The 16,458-nt window shown below is 64.3% G+C and carries 16 protein-coding genes, 1 tRNA gene and 1 other RNA gene; 4 read left to right on the top strand and 14 right to left on the bottom strand.

What is annotated here, in order from left to right:
• The first annotated feature begins 62 nt into the window (after positions 1 to 62).
• Positions 63 to 656: a TetR/AcrR family transcriptional regulator gene (locus ACIPV6_RS11080; RefSeq protein ID WP_400270928.1), complete on the top strand. Its 594-nt coding sequence runs from the start codon at positions 63 to 65 to the stop codon at positions 654 to 656.
• Positions 657 to 883: 227 nt separating this feature from the next.
• Here the strand turns inward: ACIPV6_RS11080 and ACIPV6_RS11075 are convergent, their stop codons facing one another.
• On the bottom strand, positions 884 to 2,230 hold the full coding sequence (locus tag ACIPV6_RS11075; RefSeq protein WP_400270927.1) for an aspartate kinase: 1,347 nt from the start codon (positions 2,228 to 2,230) through the stop codon (positions 884 to 886).
• A gap of 198 nt (positions 2,231 to 2,428) precedes the next feature.
• Between ACIPV6_RS11075 and ACIPV6_RS11070 the strand changes: the two genes are divergently transcribed.
• Complete coding sequence (locus ACIPV6_RS11070; RefSeq protein WP_400270926.1) at positions 2,429 to 3,538, top strand: hypothetical protein; 1,110 nt, start codon at positions 2,429 to 2,431, stop codon at positions 3,536 to 3,538.
• Here ACIPV6_RS11070 and recR read toward each other — a convergent pair.
• From recR to ACIPV6_RS11010, 12 genes are all read right to left on the bottom strand, one after another.
• Positions 3,535 to 4,134 (bottom strand): recombination mediator RecR, encoded by a 600-nt coding sequence (gene recR / locus ACIPV6_RS11065; RefSeq protein WP_387434538.1) that lies wholly within the window; start codon positions 4,132 to 4,134, stop codon positions 3,535 to 3,537. The genes ACIPV6_RS11070 and recR overlap by 4 nt on opposite strands.
• 43 nt (positions 4,135 to 4,177) lie before the next feature.
• Positions 4,178 to 7,279: a DNA polymerase III subunit gamma and tau gene (locus tag ACIPV6_RS11060; protein ID WP_400270925.1), complete on the bottom strand. Its 3,102-nt coding sequence runs from the start codon at positions 7,277 to 7,279 to the stop codon at positions 4,178 to 4,180.
• A 33-nt stretch (positions 7,280 to 7,312) separates the two neighbouring features.
• An RNA gene (gene ffs / locus ACIPV6_RS11055) (signal recognition particle sRNA small type) lies at positions 7,313 to 7,409 on the bottom strand.
• Between the two features lie 94 nt (positions 7,410 to 7,503).
• Positions 7,504 to 8,301 (bottom strand): hypothetical protein, encoded by a 798-nt coding sequence (locus tag ACIPV6_RS11050; protein ID WP_400270924.1) that lies wholly within the window; start codon positions 8,299 to 8,301, stop codon positions 7,504 to 7,506.
• Entirely contained in the window at positions 8,298 to 9,014 is a 717-nt protein-coding gene (locus tag ACIPV6_RS11045) for an ABC transporter ATP-binding protein (protein ID WP_400270923.1), read from the bottom strand. The genes ACIPV6_RS11050 and ACIPV6_RS11045 overlap by 4 nt, the downstream gene beginning before the upstream one ends.
• 22 nt (positions 9,015 to 9,036) lie before the next feature.
• Entirely contained in the window at positions 9,037 to 9,792 is a 756-nt protein-coding gene (locus tag ACIPV6_RS11040) for a hypothetical protein (RefSeq protein WP_400270922.1), read from the bottom strand.
• 40 nt (positions 9,793 to 9,832) lie between these two features.
• On the bottom strand, positions 9,833 to 11,647 hold the full coding sequence (locus ACIPV6_RS11035) for an ABC transporter ATP-binding protein (protein WP_400270921.1): 1,815 nt from the start codon (positions 11,645 to 11,647) through the stop codon (positions 9,833 to 9,835).
• Complete coding sequence (locus ACIPV6_RS11030; protein WP_400270920.1) at positions 11,644 to 12,069, bottom strand: lasso peptide biosynthesis B2 protein; 426 nt, start codon at positions 12,067 to 12,069, stop codon at positions 11,644 to 11,646. The genes ACIPV6_RS11035 and ACIPV6_RS11030 overlap by 4 nt, the downstream gene beginning before the upstream one ends.
• Positions 12,066 to 12,365: a PqqD family protein gene (locus ACIPV6_RS11025; protein WP_400270919.1), complete on the bottom strand. Its 300-nt coding sequence runs from the start codon at positions 12,363 to 12,365 to the stop codon at positions 12,066 to 12,068. The genes ACIPV6_RS11030 and ACIPV6_RS11025 overlap by 4 nt, the downstream gene beginning before the upstream one ends.
• Entirely contained in the window at positions 12,362 to 14,002 is a 1,641-nt protein-coding gene (locus tag ACIPV6_RS11020; protein WP_400270918.1) for an asparagine synthase-related protein, read from the bottom strand. The genes ACIPV6_RS11025 and ACIPV6_RS11020 overlap by 4 nt, the downstream gene beginning before the upstream one ends.
• A 102-nt stretch (positions 14,003 to 14,104) precedes the next feature.
• Positions 14,105 to 14,239, bottom strand: a complete 135-nt coding sequence (locus tag ACIPV6_RS11015) for a keywimysin-related RiPP (protein ID WP_400270917.1) — start codon at positions 14,237 to 14,239, stop codon at positions 14,105 to 14,107.
• A gap of 249 nt (positions 14,240 to 14,488) precedes the next feature.
• The gene (locus ACIPV6_RS11010; RefSeq protein WP_397323659.1) at positions 14,489 to 14,620 is read right to left on the bottom strand and encodes a keywimysin-related RiPP; all 132 of its coding nucleotides are present in this window, start codon (positions 14,618 to 14,620) and stop codon (positions 14,489 to 14,491) included.
• A gap of 323 nt (positions 14,621 to 14,943) precedes the next feature.
• Between ACIPV6_RS11010 and ACIPV6_RS11005 the strand changes: the two genes are divergently transcribed.
• Positions 14,944 to 15,516 carry a recombinase family protein gene (locus tag ACIPV6_RS11005; protein ID WP_400270916.1) on the top strand — a complete coding sequence of 191 codons (573 nt, stop codon included), beginning with the start codon at positions 14,944 to 14,946 and terminating at the stop codon, positions 15,514 to 15,516.
• A 62-nt stretch (positions 15,517 to 15,578) separates the two neighbouring features.
• On the opposite strand, the gene ACIPV6_RS11000 is transcribed toward ACIPV6_RS11005, so the two are convergent.
• Complete coding sequence (locus ACIPV6_RS11000) at positions 15,579 to 15,902, bottom strand: hypothetical protein (protein WP_400270915.1); 324 nt, start codon at positions 15,900 to 15,902, stop codon at positions 15,579 to 15,581.
• Positions 15,903 to 16,205: 303 nt separating this feature from the next.
• On the opposite strand from ACIPV6_RS11000, the gene ACIPV6_RS10995 reads away from it, so the two are divergent.
• A tRNA-Ser gene (locus ACIPV6_RS10995) sits at positions 16,206 to 16,290 on the top strand.
• The last annotated feature ends 168 nt before the right edge of the window (positions 16,291 to 16,458 follow it).

The following is a 16,458-nucleotide window of genomic DNA, read 5'->3' as shown; positions in this document are numbered from 1 at the left end:
GTACTCGTCAAAACCGAGTCTGACTAGGTTTTTATGGTGTGAGGGTGAAATACACTGAACCAATGTCAACTTCGAAGGCGCGCGGCCAGTACGCAAAAGGTGCGGAGCGTCGGGAACAGATCATCCAGACCGCCACCGATGTTTTCGCCACCGAAGGGTTCGAAGGGACCGCGCTCAAACGCGTCGCCGAGCTGGTCGGAGTCCGGGAAGCCACGCTGTTCCACTACTTCAAGGGCAAACAGGAACTGCTCACCGCGGTCCTGGCCGAGAGGGACCGCCGCTCCGTTGCTGTGAGCGGAGAATCCGAAGTGGGGGTCCGTCTCATGGCGCCCATCGCTGAACGCAACCGGCGGGAGCCCGGGCTAACCACGCTCTACGCGGTCGCGTCCGCAACCGCCAACGATCCCGGGCACGACTCCCACGGCTACTTCAAAAAGCGCTACCAGAACGTGGTCCGCGAGGTCAGCGAGGACATTGCCCGCCGCCAGCGGGACGGCGAGGTCAGGGCGGACGTGGATTCCCTGACGCTTGCCCGGCTGGTCATCGCCGCCTTCGACGGGCTGCAACTCCAGTGGCTCTACGACAAGGACGTGGACATGGCGGAGGGGCTCCGGAAACTGGTGGACGTGCTGCTGGCCCCTGATGGGTCCACCTAGGACTCCTCCTGGCCGTGCCGCCACCACCGACTTTGAACCGGGACAAACCAGGAGATGCCTGAAAACGCGGCGTGTTCGGCGGGGCCGGTCCCAAAGTGGGTCGTGGTGGTACACCCCTGGGGTGGCAATCCTGATACAAACGCCGAAGGACCGGAGCGCGTGCTCCGGTCCTTCGAACGCACGACGGCGGCAGTCGCCGTCGTGGGTTTGCGTTGCTTTCGCTGGGGTCAGCGGCCGGTGCCGCCGTAGACGGTAGCTTCCGCTTCGCCGTCGAGCTCAAAGGCGTTGTGGATGGCGATGACGGCCGCGTCCAGCTTGTCGGCGCTGGTGACTACGGAGATGCGGATTTCCGAGGTGGAAATCATGTCGATGTTGATCCCGGCGTCGGACAGGGCCTTGAAGAAGGTGGCCGAAACGCCCGGGTGCGAACGCATGCCGGCGCCGATCAGGGAGAGCTTGCCAACGTTCTCGTTGTACTCGATGCTTTCGAAACCGATCTGGCCCTCGGCAGCGCGCAGTGCGGTCAGGGCGTCGGCGCCTTCGACGATCGGCAGGGTGAACGAAATATCCGTGCGGCCCGTGCCGTGGGTGGAGACGTTCTGGACGATCATGTCGATGTTCGAGTGGGCATCGGCAATGACCTGGAAGATGGCTGCGGCCTTGCCGGGGATGTCCGGAACGCCGACTACGGTGACCTTGGCTTCGGACCGGTCGTGTGCAACGCCGGAGATGATTGGCTGCTCCAAGGCAACTCCCTCTTGAATGTTGAACTTTTCGTTGGCGCCCGGGATGACCCAGGTGCCTTCGTGGTGGCTGAATGAGGAACGGACGTGCAACGGCACACCAAAACGCCGCGCGTACTCCACACAGCGGAGATGCAGGATCTTGGCGCCGGAAGCGGCAAGTTCCAGCATTTCCTCGCTGGAGATGCGGTCAATCTTCTGGGCGGAGGAAACCACCCGGGGGTCGGCCGTGTAGACGCCGTCCACGTCCGTGTAGATCTCGCACACATCCGCTTCGAGCGCTGCGGCAAGGGCGACGGCGGTGGTATCCGAGCCGCCGCGGCCAAGCGTGGTGATCTCATTGGTGCTACGGCTCATGCCCTGGAAACCGGCCACGATGGCGATGTGGCCCTTGTCCAGGGCGGTACGGATGCGGTGAGGATCGACGTCGATAATCCGCGCCTTGCCGTGGATACCGTCGGTGATCATGCCGGCCTGGGAACCGGTGAACGACTGGGCCGAGGCGCCGAACTTGTTAATGGCCATGGCGAGGAGGGCCATGGAGATGCGCTCACCGGCGGACAACAGCATGTCCATCTCACGGGCGGGAGCGGAATCGGTAACCTGTCCTGCCAGATCAAGGAGTTCATCGGTGGTGTCGCCCATGGCGGATACAACAACCACAACCTCGTTGCCGGCCTTTTGCGCATCCACGACGCGCTGGGCCACCCGTTTGATGCCATCAGCATCGGCAACCGAGGAACCGCCGAACTTCTGGACGATCAGCTGCTTGGTAATGGCAGCCCCGTCAGGGAGCTCTTCGGTTTTCACTTCGGTAGTGGGCATAGTCATGCGCGCACCCTCACTGCATCAATAGGGTTCGAATCCTGCGTACTGACTTCCAATTGGAGCACGCCGGCGTAGCTTATTTGGCCAGTTTATCGCCGCTGACTCCCCGGGCAGGAATTGTGACCAAATGGCGGTTGCCCTGGCCGTTTCGGCCCACCCCTGTCCGGAGTACCATCCCATTTATGACTCAAGCGAGGACCCGTGGGCAAGGTTCCTGAAGAACGTGCCGCCAGGGCCGGGAACGACTCTGCCCAAGGCCGTGATTCGGACTACGAGCTCATCGGTGGCAGCGGCGTCATCGACGACCACTTCACGTACCGTGATGCGGTGGCAGAGAACGAGCCTGGACCGCCGAGGCCCGGTGCCTGGGAAGTAATCCGGGGTGCTGCATGGCTTTCGTGGAGGGATGCCCGGGCTGCCTTTGCATCCCTGTGGTTTTGGGTGGCCTGCGCAGCCGGAATCCTGGCCTCGTGGGGACTGGCCGAAGGCGTCGTTGCTTTCGGAGAGGCAAACGGTTGGTTCTCGACTCCGGTGGCCGGAGCCGACTACCTGCTCATGGGAGCCTTGCTCGCGATCACAGCTGCCGTCCTTGGTGCGCTATGGGGCTTTCAGAGGCCTTGGTCCAGCCTGGGAGTTGCCCTGCTGTCCGGCATTCTGCGCGGTGCCGCGTATGGCCTACCGGCCGGAACCGTCCTCGCTGTGGTGGGTGCCCGCAGCGGTGGGCCGTTCGGGATGGCGGCCGCCGCCGTCGTCCTCGCTGTGGTGGAAGTGGCACTGTTCGGCCTGATCGGCGCGGGACTGCGGGCGTGCTTCGCGCACCCAGCAGCGGGCGCGGTCCTGCTGACGTTGCTGCTTGTTTTCCTGGGGTTCGGGAACATCGTCGCGACCATCATGCTGCTGCCATCCACCATGTCAGTGGAACAGGCGTCCGTCCCCATCAATGTGGAGCGGGATGATGCCGGACGGATTACTGCGTTCGAATGCGTCGGGCAGCTGCATCCGGTGGACGTTGCCCACACCGACCGGGTGGCCTGGATAGCGGCAAGTAATCCGGCCATGGTTTTCGGCAGTGTTGCCGCCGAGACCATGTCCCAGGACAACGAACTTGCCTGGGTGCTGTTTGGCCTGCAATGGGCCGCCGATGGGCCGCAACGCTATGTGCCCTGCCTTGGCGGGGAATCCAGCGACGGCCTGCCGCCGACCATACCGGTGGCGCTGACGGGCCTGGCACTGCAAGGTGCGGTGGCTGCCCTGGTTTTCGTGCCGGGGCGGTATGCCCGGTCGCGGCGCCCGGTTGGTGCCTCCGGCTAGGCCAACGCGTTGCGGCGGCCCTCGAAGGCGCGACCGAGCGTCACTTCGTCGGCGTATTCGAGGTCGCCGCCCACAGGCAAACCGGACGCCAGCCTGGTCACGGCAATCCCGATCGTCTTCAGCATGCGTGCGAGGTAGGTCGCCGTTGCTTCGCCTTCAAGGTTGGGGTCCGTAGCGATGATGATCTCCTGGATGGCGCCATCGTTAAGGCGGGTCAGGAGTTCGCGGATCCTGAGCTGTTCCGGTCCCACGCCCGCGATCGGATTGATGGCACCGCCCAGCACGTGGTACCGGCCACGGAAGGTCCTGGTACGTTCAACGGCCAGGACGTCCTTGGACTCCTCCACCACACAGATCACGGAGGGGTCCCGCCGCGGGTCGCGGCAAATATTGCACGTCTCCTGCTCCGTGACGTTGAAGCAGACGGAGCAGAACTTCACTCTCTCCTTGACGGTTGTGATGGCAGCAACCAGCCGCTTCATGTCCTCGGGGTCTGCCTCGAGGATGTGAAAAGCCAGGCGCTGAGCCGATTTAGGGCCCACGCCGGGGAGCCGGCCGAGCTCGTCAATCAGCTCTTGAACTGCACCTTCGTACACAATTTCCTCGTTCGTTTAGTTGCTCGTGGGCTGTAGCGCCACGTCAGCGCAGGTGGAGGGGCGAGCCGTCCAACGCCCGTTCCTCGATCAGCTTTCCGCCCAGAATACGCTCCACGGCGGCACGCCCAAACACCCGCGATTCCTCGATGGTTTCGTCTTCCGGGCTCGGGATGTCCTCAGCTGTGGCTTCTTGCTGGACATGGGTGCGGGTGGGCGCCTGGACACGACCCATCTGGGCTTCCGGGCTGTTGGTCAGCCGCTGGTACAGGCTCTGCTTGACCGGCCTTCCCGACGGCGCACCCTCCTCGAGCGTCGCGACGGAGCCGCGCGCTTCCAGGGGCTCAGCTGATGCTGCTGTTGAGGGCCATGCGGCGGGGGCTTGGGCTTGTGCGCCCGCAGTTCCGGGCCAGTCCGACGCCGGTGCGACGTCCCAGCCCGACGGTCCGGTCTGTTCGCCACTGGTTGGGCGGCCGTACTCCGCGGTCTGCGGGATCTGCGCCGCTGCCGGTTCGTAATCCGGGACGCTGGCCGATGCTGCTTCCTCGGCCGGCTGGGTGGACTTGGCGCCCACGTTGGATTCCGTTCCGACCACCCACGTGCCCGGGGCGTGCTCGACGGCCCGGGACCACGGATCCTGGGTGCTGTCCGGCTGGGTGGTGGTTTCGGGGGCGTTGTGGTTGGTGGTGCCGGAGGCCGGGGTGCTTGCCCGGGACGGTGACGGGGCAGGGCTTGCCTGGGTGGTGGGCTCCCAATCCATTGGGGGTTCCTCGTCCAGGGGCGGGGCATCCTCGTCCAGCGGGGGACCCCAATCGTCGTCGGGGTACGAGTAATCGCCCGCCGACTCCGGGATGGAAGGCATTGCCTTGGGTGCCTGTGTGGTTTCCTCCGGACCGGGGGCGTTCGGCCCGGTGACGGAGGCTTGCGTGGCGCTCCGAGCAGCCGGGCCCGTGTTGAATGTGCTGCTGGCGCTTGAGGGTGGGGTGCTGCTTGTGGTTGCGCCTGCTCCTGTGGGCGCCAGTCCCCAGGCCGTATCTACGGCCGAGACGGCGCTGGGCGTCGACGGTGCAGCGGCCGTTGCCGGCGCAGATGGTTGTGGTGGCGCAGGCGCCTGTGCCGGTTCCGGAACAGGCGGAGCCGGGGTCTCCCGGCTAGTAGGCGCTTTTGGGTTTGGCTCAGAGCTCGCTGAGCTGTTGCCGCCAGCGACTGCCACGATCTGGCAGTCGATGCCGATGGTTTTGTGGATCGCCTGCCGAAGGTTCTCCGAGTGGTCGCCGCGCCCGAAGGCTCCCGCGAGGCCACCTGTGGTGAAGGCAAGCGTCAGGACCTGGCCGTCGAATTGGGCAACCTGGGCATTCGGTTCAACCAGCGCCCACGTGCTGCGCTTGATCTTGGTCAAGGTTTGCAGGACTTCAGGCCACGCACGACGAAGAGCCTCGACGTCCCCGGCACCGGCCGGTGCGTTTGACGGTGCGTTCGACGGTGCCGGGTTGGATTGCGCCGGGTTGGACGGTGCTGGGTTGGACGGTGCCGGGTTGGACGGGACGGTGTTGGACGGTGCCGGGGTGCGGGTGGGCGCGGTTGCGGGTGGCGGTGTTTGTGCCGTCGGTGGGGTGGCGGTGTGGGACTGATCAGCTGGTGACGTCCGATCTTCCACCGGCCAGTCGTTGGTGGATACCCGGGGTGCCGTGAGTGGGGAGCGGGATTCCGTGGGGTCTGGCTGTGCCGGGGCCGACGGCGCTGCGGATTGCTGTGCCGGGGCCGGCTGCTCCGCCGGGGCCGATGGGGCGTGAGTGGACGGGCTCGGCTGTTGGGCAGCCTCGGCCTGAGAGGCCGGGCGCGCTGACGGCGCAGGCGCTGCCTGCTGTGGTTCGGGTGCCGCTGGCCGGACGCCGGACCCGGCGTTGCTTGCTGGCGCGGCGGAAGCAGCCCCAACCGACGGTGCCGTGGCGGCGGAAGCCGGGATCCCGGCGTCGCCCGCGTAATTAAGGCGACGTTCCACGCGGTCGATGCGCGCGGCAATTCCCCGCTCCGTCTGCTCAGAGCTGGGCAAAAGGATGCGGGCGCAGAGCAGCTCCAGGTGCAGGCGCGGGGAGGTGGCGCCCGTCATCTCGGTGAGGGCGGTGTTGGTGACGTCCGCAGCCCGGGAGAGCTCGGCGGCGCCCAGGTTGGTGGCCTGGTTGCGCATGCGTGCGATCTGGTCCTCGGGCATGCCACGGAGGATTGCCTGGGCGCTCTCCGGCATGGCCTGGACGATGATGAGGTCGCGGAACCGCTCCAGCAGGTCCTCGACGAAGCGCCGGGGATCATGGCCGGTTTGGATCACGCGGTCCACGGCGCGGAACACTGTTGCCGCGTCTGCGGCGGCCACGGCATCAACGACGTCGTCCAGCAGCGAAGCGTGGGTGTAGCCCAGGAGGGCCACGGCGAGCTCGTAGTCCAGGCCGTTGGGTCCGGCGCCGGCCATGAGCTGGTCCAGGACGGACAACGAGTCACGGACGGAACCGCCGCCGGCCCGGATCACGAGCGAGAGGACACCTGGGGCCACCGGAACGTTCTCCTGGTGGCACAACAGTTCCAGGTACTTCATGAGCGGCTCGGGCGGCACCAAACGGAACGGGTAGTGGTGCGTGCGGGAGCGGATGGTCCCGATGACCTTGTCAGGTTCCGTGGTGGCGAAGATGAACTTGATGTGTTCCGGCGGCTCTTCGACGATCTTGAGCAAAGCGTTGAAGCCGGCGGACGTGACCATGTGGGCCTCGTCGATGATGAAGATCTTGTAGCGGTCGCGGACCGGGGCGAACGTAGCGCGCTCGCGGAGGTCCCGGGCGTCGTCCACGCCACCGTGGCTGGCAGCGTCGATCTCGATCACGTCCAGGGAACCAGAACCGCCGCGGGCCAGCTCGACGCAGCTGGGGCACGTACCGCAGGGGGTATCCGTGGGACCCTCGGCGCAGTTCAGGCAACGGGCCAGGATGCGCGCGGAGGTGGTCTTGCCGCAGCCGCGGGGACCGGAGAAGAGGTAGGCGTGGTTGACGCGGTTCTTGCGAAGCGCCGTCATCAACGGCTCCGTGACGTGTTCCTGCCCTATAACGTCCGCGAAAGAGTCCGGACGGTAGCGTCGGTACAGGGCAGTTGTAACAGTCACAGGGGAAACCTACCTATAGGGACTGACATTTAAATAAGAGACCCCTCATGCACCCGCCAGAGCCCATCTACCCTTGCTACCTTCCGGTCCTGGGGGAGTTCAACAGGATGACGCCACATGAGGGGCCGTCGACAAGCTTACCCGAACTTACTTCGGGGTTCGAATCGGCTGGTGAGGGGTGTGGAAAACGCCCGACGGCGGGTGGCGGCGTGCCGCTGAACCGGCTAGTTCCGGACGTCCCGCGCCACGAACTTCCAGCCGGCCAGCAGCAGCAAGCCAGCCGTCCAGGCAGCCGTGGCAGTGGCCGCCACGGGGACTCCGAGGCCAGCGTTCGGGAACGAACCGGTGACCAAACCGGCGTCGAACAGCTGGACTCCGGCGATGGTTGGCAGGTAGACAAGGGCGGGTCCCAGAAGGAGCAGCATCATCGAGAGCTGGGACAGGACGATCAGCAGGAACAGGGGGATCAAACCCTGCCTAAGAAGGATGCCCAGCGAGAAGCCGATCAACGCAGACGCGTCCCAGAAGGCGATGGCACCCAGCCAACGGAAAACCAGCTCTGCCGGAAGGCCGCCGCCCAAGACGGACAATTCGCCGATGGCCGCCTGCGACAACAAGCTCAACAAGGGGATAGTGACCAAACCGAGCGCAGTGACGAACAGCATCAAAGCCGCACACTTCGCTCCGTAGAGGCGCCAGCGTTGGGGGACTGCCACCATGCTGGAACGCAACTGCCCTGAGACGAACTCGCTGCTGGCTGAGATGACTCCGATGACGATGATCCCGATGAGGCCAAGCGCCACCCAGTCGAAGCCTACGGTCGCCGGACTTGCGCCAGGTGCCAGGTCCGGATCATGGCGCCGGAGCCCTTCCCCCACCGGCCCCGCTTGTGACCACCCCATGAGGACGACGACGGCGAAAGTCGCCAGGGCGCTGATCCACACCGCCCGCAGCGTGGTGAGTTTGGTCAGTTCCGAGACCAGCAGCCGGGGCCGGCTCCTGGCGATGTCGGGCGCACTCACGATGCACTTCCCAACGCCGGGTTGCCGGTCAGCCCGAAGTACGCCGTCTCGAGGTCCGGATAGCCTGCAACCAGGTCTGGAACACTGCCCGAACGGACAATACGGCCTTGGGAAATGACCACTACGTGATCTGCCATGTGCTCCACCTCGTTGATGAGGTGGCTTGAGAGCAGGACGGTCTTGCCGGCCTCGGCGAGGCTGCGCAGGAGCATGCGGATCCAGCGGATGCCGTCAGGATCCAGTCCATTGGTTGGCTCGTCGAGGACCACGATCCGGGGATCGCCCAGAAGTGCCGCCGCTATTCCAAGCCGTTGGCCCATCCCCAGGGAGAACTTGCCAACGCGTTTTCCGGCCGCATCCCGAAGGCCCACCAACTCAAGGACCTCAGGGATACGTGAGGTGGGGATGCCGTTGGACTGGGCCATCCACGTGAGATGGGCGCGTGCGGTGCGGCCCTTGTGCGCGCCGGAGCCATCGAACTGTGCACCAATGGTCCACAAGGGCGAGGCGAAGTCCCGGTAGGGCTTTCCTTCGATCAGCGCCGATCCGCTGTCCTCGCGGTCCAGCCCCAGGAGCAACCGGAACGTGGTGGACTTTCCCGCGCCGTTGGGTCCAAGGAAGGCCGTCACTTTTCCCGGCTCGGCCGTCAGCGTGACATCTTCTACGCCGGCCGATTTCCCGTAACGCTTGCACAGTTTCTTGATTTCGATCACTGGATTCTTCTCCCTTTGGTTCTCAACTTCGGACCGGCTGGCGGATGAACAGCACCAAAGCACCACCCATTGCCGCCGTCACCCAGGCAAGGAGGACCAGCCCACCTCCCACCGGCCCCAGGGCATCAACGGGGAGTGGAGGCTGTTGGTAGAGTTGCGCGCCGGCTTGGTCCGGAAGAAACTTCGCTGCGGGTGTGATCGGAAGCAAATACGTGGACACAACCAGGGCCAAGGCCAGGACCGCGCTCATCGCTGCCAGGCCGCTGCGGAGGATGACGGACAGGGCATAAGTGAAGAGGGCAATGAGGATCCAGTAGAGGACCACACCCAGGAGTACGTCGGGCGTTATCCGGGCACCCTCTGCGGAACACTCCACGGCAAGGCACCGGACCGCTGTTGCTCCCACCACGCTCGGGATTGCCGTCAGCAGCACGCCCCCGGAAACCACCAGTGCCTTGGCGGCGAAAACCGCGGAGCGTTGCGGAACGGCAATGAGGGTGCTGCGGAGCGAGCCGGAGTCAACCTCCTGGTGCACTGCCCAGGCGCCCAACAGGATGGCGCCTATCTGGCCGAAATGAAGGATCGTGAGGAAAGCGCTGCCCGCGTCCAAACCGCCGGTTTCCTCGGGTTTTCCCGCCGCGAGTGCCGAGGCAACCAATGCGGTGGTGATCCACGAGAAGCCGATGCCCAGGAGGATGGTTCCGGCTGCCGTGTAAAGGAACAACGGCAGCGTCAAGAGCTTGGTGCTTTCCGCCCTGGCAGCGCGGAAAAGAGTCACGGTCCACGTTTGGTCACGGACGGGCATGCCCGTTGCTGCCTCAACCAACGGCGTCGTGCGCGTAAGGCAGCGCCCCGCCGTCGGACTCCCTGTTGAGGAACTGCTTGGCGGCCAGCTCCCGGTACAAGGGCGACTTCCGGACCAGCTCAGCGTGCGTACCCGAGGCGGCCACCCTGCCCCGGTCCAGGACCAGGATCATGTCAGCGCCCTGCACGGTGGCCAACCGGTGGGCAACGATCACCAGGGTGCACCCCGACGCGCGCTCGGCAATGAGCTCCTGGACCCGGTCCTCGCTGACGCCGTCAAGGTTGGAGGTTGATTCGTCCAGGATCAGCATCGCCGGGTTTCCCAGGAGTGCCCGGGCCACCGCGATCCTCTGGCGCTCGCCGCCGGACAGCAGGACGGCTCCCTCGCCGATCCCGGCGTCGAGTCCGTGCTCCGAGCGCCGGAGCACGGACCCCAGGTTCAAGTGCTCCAGGATGGACACCATGTCCTCGTCAGTGGCGTGTGGCTTTCCGATGCTGAGGTTGTCACGCAGCGTTCCCGCAAGCGCCGGTGCGTCCTGTTCGACGTAGGCTATCCGCGAGCGGACTGCTGACCTGGTGACGGTTTCGACGTCGGCACCCCCGAAGAGGATGCGGCCCTCCGAAGCGTCGTAGAAGCGGGCGATGAGGTTCAGGATGGTGCTCTTACCGGCTCCGGACGGACCGACGATGGCCACTGTTTGCCCGGATTCCACGCGGAAAGAGACATCGCTGAGCGTCCCCTGCCGGCCCGGCTCCCCGCCGTCGTGGTCGGTGTACTGAAAACCCACGCCCTCAAACACCAGGCTCGAATCGCCAATGTTGCCGGTAGGTGCACGCTTTGGCTCGTCGTTCTCCACTGGAAGCTGGAGGATCTCGTTGATCCGGGCCACTCCGCCCAGGGCCTCGCCAATGGCGGTGACGGTACCGAAGAGCTGACCGAGCGGCACGATCAGGAGGAACAGGAAGAGGATAAAGGAGACAAGGTCGGCCACCGTCAGAGCTCCGGACGCCACCCTCCAGCCGCCGACGCCGATGACGGCGAGGAAGGTGGCCTGCGTGGAGATGGACGAGATGGGCGAAACAACTGCGGTTGTGGCGGCCACCTTGAGCCCCACCTTCCACACGCCTGTAGCGTCGTCCTCCACGCGGCTCGCTTCGTGCGCCGTGGCATTGGCGGCGCGGACCGTCCGGGTGGCCCTGATGGCGCGATCCATCGAGGCGGCCAGCTTGCCCAGGGAGTTCTGCACACCGAGGCTGGCACGTTCAATATGAGATGTCACCCAGGCCACGGCAATGACCGCGGCCACGGCGGCACCAACGGCAATGAGCAGCAGGATCGGGTCCAGGAAGAACATGGAAACGAGCGCGCCAATGACAGTGAAGATGCCGGCGAAGGACTCGACGAAACCTTGGCTGAGCATATTGCGGACCACGGTGGTGTCCGTAGTGACCCGAGCCACGAGGTCTCCCACGCGGCGTTGGTCAAGCGTGGCCACAGGCAAGTGGAGGATGTGGTGGATCAGGCCGTGCCTTGATCTCCTGATGGCCGTCTCCGCGGTGCGCTGGATCAGGTATTGGTTGACCCCGCCCAGGATTCCGCCGACGACGACGAGCCCGCCTACCAGCCACGGCAGCAGTTCAAGGGGCCTTGAGCCGGTAACACGGTCGATTACCTCGCGCACCAGCAACGGTTGTGCCAGGGAAAGACCGGACCCGGCGAGGCTCAGGACAATGATCACCACTAGTAACCGGCGCTGGACGGCGACGTGGCGGAACAGTTCGGCCAGCCCTGCCCGCCGGGAACCCACAGCCTGGGTTTCGATGGTCATGAGGCGGTTCCTGGTTGGCTGACGGAGAGCACCGGGACGTAGCTGCTGATGGCCGACGGCTCGTCCACGGGCTCACCGTCCACCTCTACCCACGCGTGTGCGGTGAATGGTTCAAGCCGGTAGCCGGTCTTCCAGGCAGGGGAGTGGCCCTCCAGGCGGCAGAGGAGGAACACGGCGATGGAACGCTGCAAACAGCCCTCGCCCGCACACCGGGAGCTGACCGCGCACACGGCAGCCCGGATGCGGCGCGCTTGGGCATGGCTGCTTGGACGGGAGCGGTGCACCATGGCCCGGAAGACTGACTCAAGCAGAGCCGGGGGAAGAAGGGTCATGGGCCACGCCAAAGCAACCACGGTCCGCGTTCTCAGCAATGCCAGTCCCCGGGGCATGATGGCGCGCTGGGGAACGATGGGCAGGCTCATTGCCGCACCCGCTGGATGATTCCATGCTGCTGCAGCTCTGCCAGGAGTGCCTGAACATCCTCGCGCACGCGTTCCCGGTCCACCTCGTAGGCCTCTGCGATGGAGGTGATGAGGCTGTTGACCGGCCGACCCAGCCGGATGCCTTCCATCACTTCTCCCGCCGTTGCGTTCCCGCGCCAGTACGAGCCGCCTCGTGCGTCGAAAACCGTCAGGCCGTCGTCGTCGAGGTTGAACGTCAGCTTGGGCGCGGGTTTAAAAACGTCCGTATCAGCGATCACCTTGGTGGCTTTCCTCATATGAGTCTCCTTATCCATCGCTCCACACCAGCCAGGTGCTCCAGTTCATACAGTTCGTCCGTGCCGATGACCGGCATGCTGAGCGCCGTCCGTACGGCAGTCGGGTCAACGTGTCCCAGGTCCACCAGGCAGCTGTCATCGAACAGCCGGGACAGTTCGCGGCGCCTTGCCTTGAACTCCTGGAAGAGGTCCGAGCTGTATTCCCCTTTGTCTTCGCGGGTGAAGATCCAGCGGGGTACCACTCCGTTGGTGGCGCGGGCCAGGAGCGGTTTGCTTTCCACCACGCCCAGGATCGCTTCGACAGGCAGGTTCTGGACGAGCCGAATGACGTGGTCGTCCAGGAAAGGCGCTTCCCATGCGACGCCCAGCTGGCTGTACGCCTGGTTGACTTGCCGGGCGATCTCGCCTTGGAACATCAGGGATTCGGTCATTTGGTGCTTGAAGCGCTCGGCGTGGTGGGGTCTTGCTCCCCGTTCCAGGCCTTCGCGCACTTTGTACGCCACCGCCTCGCGGGCTTCCTTGGTGGCGAACCGTGACAGGCCGAACCCCGGAGTCCACGAGAAGGCTTCGCCGGGTCCATCAACCGGATTGCCAACATTCCCGGCGCGCCGCAGCACCTCCGTGTCGAATCCGACTTTTGAGGCGACGGCCCGGCCGAGCGACAGGGCCGGCCAGCGCTGCATTTTGCCGAGCCGCCGCAGGACGCGGACGCCGGCTTTCCAGGAGGACGTGGAGAGGAGCCCGAGGGCCATGGCGGGAAGAGGATCGAACAATTCGTCTCCGCCAATCCCGGTCAAATGGGCGCGCACACCGCGTCGGGCGGCATCTGCGAACAACGAGCCCAGGTGGTGCGAGTTCGCAGCCCAACCGGGAGGGCCGTCGTCGAGCGCGCCAATGGCGGGGTCTGGTTCGCCAAAGGCGGCAGAGGTGGACGTCAGCGATTCCAGTTCAATGAGTTGGCCCCGCAAGACGTCGGCTGCCCTCCGGGCGAACTCGGAATCGCGGTTCTGCGGATCGTCGGTGCCCGCGTGATAGAAGATGCTTCCTTCCTGCAGCGAGTCCAGGAAGAAGGCCAGGCTTGTGGAGTCCATTCCGCCTGACACATCGGCGCTCACCGTTCCGTAGCTGGCCAGCCGTCCTGCGATGGATTCCTTGAGTGCACCGGACATGGCATGTGCCGCGTCCGACAGATCGGCGAAAGGTTCACCCGCCACGGGTGCAAGGTCCACCGACTTGGCGCGGCCATTGCTGAAGGTCAGGGCGAAGCCGGGCTGTACGGCGTGAACACCTTCCCAAAAGGGCAAGTGGCGAAGGAAGCCAGGCAGGTTGGAGCACAGTGCCAATCGGACACGGTTTTGGTCCAACTTCCTCTTGGCGATACGACGCAGGGCGCCCTGGGATGTTGATCCGACGTGGTTTCCCTCGATGTCGGTCCAGTACAGCGTCCGTGCCGTGGAAAGCGAGCCGTACGCGAAAGGGGCGTAGCGCGGCTCCGGACCTTCAGCCGGGGCCTGGTCGCGGCTGGGCCGGGTAACGGAGTCGTAGTCCGGATCGAGGAAGGTGGTCTGGGCACCGGCAGGAATCAACCCTGTCTGGCCAGCGGCGGAAGCATGGTGGGGAAGGAAGTATTCATGCATGGAATCGATGGCACCTGCGGTATTCGTCGGAGGGTGGAGAGTTGCGCAGAGCGGGAGCCCCGTCCCGAGGGTAGGGCTCCCGCCTGAACGGCGTGATGCGGGTTAGCCAATGATGATGATCTTGAACAAGGCGCGACCGCCGAAGATGTCACGCCAACGGCCGATCCAATAACCATTCGTCACCTTGCGGAACGAACCAACCCGTGCGATGCGCGGAGCAGAATAGGTGTTTTCCATCGATTTCCTCCTTCCCTTGGAGAGTCTGGTTTCCTGGACATGTTTGCTGGTTAACTAACAAACCCGGGATTCACTGGGTTTGAAATTCATTGTTCCTCCAGCTGATTCCCTAAAGTCAATTCCGGGAAAGTTGGGTCCGTGCCGGGTGGACCACCTCATGCAAGGGATGATCCTTTGCCAAAACCCGTTGCCGAAATCAACACGGGTTACCGCAAAGAGGCGGAACCCGTCGTGGGCTGGCTCAAGGTCCTAGCAGAACCAGGGCTTGAAAATGGAGCGGCCGCAGAAGAGGTCGCGGTACCGGCCGCACCAGATTCCGTTCGTTACCTTGCGGAACGAGCCGGCGTGGGCAATGCGGGGAGCTGAATAGCTGTTTTCCATCGTGATCCATCCTTTTGAAGGAAACGTTGTTCAGGCGGATTGCCTGACGTGAATTGAGTATTGCCATCCATGGGAACAGGACAAAATCCTCCCGGCCCGCGATTTGGCATTTCCGGCTCCCATTCTTCGCTGTGTGTCATAATGGCCGTGCGGAGGCCATAAGCGGTTTCCGTGGTTGGCTCCGGAGGGTTCCCTCTAAAGTCGATTTCTGCAAACGAAGCTTCCCGCCGGGTTTCATGCGCTTGAACGAAAGGGTTTGCATGTCAAAAGTCGTTCTCTGAATCAAAAAGCGAGAAACCCAAGAAAGGGAGGTTTTTGGGAAATTGTTGGAAGGAAATATTTCAGTTGGTTACGCGAGGGAAGGGACGGTGGGTCCATCGCTTTCGTTCCAAATCGCTACCCTCAAGGCGGCGGGAGCAGTGAAGGTGTATGAGGAGCGCGCCTCGGGAGCTACTGAAATCAGGGAGCAGTGGCGGGCTTGCATCGAGGACCTGAAGAGCGGAGACACGCTCATGGTCAGTGACATGTCCCGCCTGGGCCGTAGTGCCGTGGATCTCGCCGATATTGTTGCCGCGCTCGCCGGAAAAGGCGTCAGGTTCCGCGCCCTCGCTGAACCGTGGCTGGATACGGGGAGCCCCTGCGGCCAACTCATCCTTGAGATCTTCGAGGCGATTGGCAGATACGAGCGCAACAGGATGTCCGAGCGCACCAGGGCCGGGCTGAATGCGGCGCGTGCCCGCGGACGGCTTGGCGGGAGGCCTCCAGCGATGACGCAGAACAAGCTGGAGACGGCCCGCGACCTCAGGCTCAAGAAGATGACCCTCGGCGAAATCGCCAGCACGCTGGGTGTCAGTATCTCCACCGTTGCAAGGGCGTTGGGTGGTGGCCCGCCCTAGCGGCCGGGTAGCGAACCCAATGAATCAAGCAGGCGAATCCCCGGATGTGGGGGCCCAGACCCTCACCGCCACCCCTGTACCGGCCAGGTCATGAAAGCCGGTTCCTCATAAGGGTGTGCTGCCCGTAAAGCCAGCACCACGCCGTCGAGCATGTCCGCGGCAACCACGCACTCAATCCGCACTTCAGGCACCTGCTCCGCCATGCCCACTTCACCGATGAAGGGTTGGGCTCCCGCGAGGGGCGTGAAATGGCCCGTCCCCGGGGAGGTGAAGGCGCAATGCGAGTAGTCGCCGATCCGGCCAGCGCCGGCATCCCCGATCGTCCGTAGAACCTCGTTCACGTGGCCTACCGGAACGTAGGCAACCAGGGCATGGAGCTGCGTCATGGGCACATCCTGTCAGTAAAGAACTCCAAATGGCGGCGAAACCATTGCATATCCGCGAGTCACAGCGGACCATAAGTATGTACACCGATTGGGGCAATTTCCAGATTGTGAGCTGCGGGGCCTGGGCAAGAGGGGCCGGACCCGGCAGCTCAACGGTGATACCGCAAGAATGGGCGCGTTGGGGGCGTCCATTTTTCCGTTAAAGCGTGGGTTGAAAGCGCCACCTGATCCGAGTGCCAACCCCCGATTGGGCGATGCCGAAATTCTCAGGTACAGTAGTATCTGCTTTCGGTTCGGAAGCAAGGAGAATTCGCCTAGCGGCCTATGGCGCACGCCTGGAACGCGTGTTGGGTTAACGCCCTCGGGGGTTCAAATCCCCCATTCTCCGCGGTTGGCCCCGGTCCCTTTGGACCGGGGCCTTTTGCGTGCCCGGGAATCGTGCTGGGATTACTGGCGGGTTATAGGACAAAACGTGTGTAAATCCCGGGTGTGTCAGGCTCGTCCGGCCCATCCGGTGCGGTGCCAAAGGCCTTCGTCGGGGCTGAGGCCGGAGCTG

The organism is Paenarthrobacter sp. NPDC089988, from assembly GCF_044748465.1.
Classification (GTDB): Bacteria; Actinomycetota; Actinomycetes; order Actinomycetales; family Micrococcaceae; genus Arthrobacter.
Note: the sequence above shows the minus strand (reverse complement) of the source record. Positions and strands in the feature narration are given on the sequence as shown.

Bases quoted from the DNA above. Each gene is read 5' to 3' on its own strand.
- ACIPV6_RS11080 (WP_400270928.1), top strand. From the start codon at position 63: ATGTCAACTTCGAAGGCGCGCGGCCAGTACGCAAAAGGTGCGGAGCGT.
- ACIPV6_RS11075 (WP_400270927.1), bottom strand. From the start codon at position 2,230: ATGACTATGCCCACTACCGAAGTGAAAACCGAAGAGCTCCCTGACGGG.
- ACIPV6_RS11035 (WP_400270921.1), bottom strand. From the start codon at position 11,647: ATGACCATCGAAACCCAGGCTGTGGGTTCCCGGCGGGCAGGGCTGGCC.
- ACIPV6_RS11030 (WP_400270920.1), bottom strand. From the start codon at position 12,069: ATGAGCCTGCCCATCGTTCCCCAGCGCGCCATCATGCCCCGGGGACTG.
- ACIPV6_RS11025 (WP_400270919.1), bottom strand. From the start codon at position 12,365: ATGAGGAAAGCCACCAAGGTGATCGCTGATACGGACGTTTTTAAACCC.
- ACIPV6_RS11020 (WP_400270918.1), bottom strand. From the start codon at position 14,002: ATGCATGAATACTTCCTTCCCCACCATGCTTCCGCCGCTGGCCAGACA.
- ACIPV6_RS11015 (WP_400270917.1), bottom strand. From the start codon at position 14,239: ATGGAAAACACCTATTCTGCTCCGCGCATCGCACGGGTTGGTTCGTTC.
- ACIPV6_RS11010 (WP_397323659.1), bottom strand. From the start codon at position 14,620: ATGGAAAACAGCTATTCAGCTCCCCGCATTGCCCACGCCGGCTCGTTC.
- ACIPV6_RS11000 (WP_400270915.1), bottom strand. From the start codon at position 15,902: ATGACGCAGCTCCATGCCCTGGTTGCCTACGTTCCGGTAGGCCACGTG.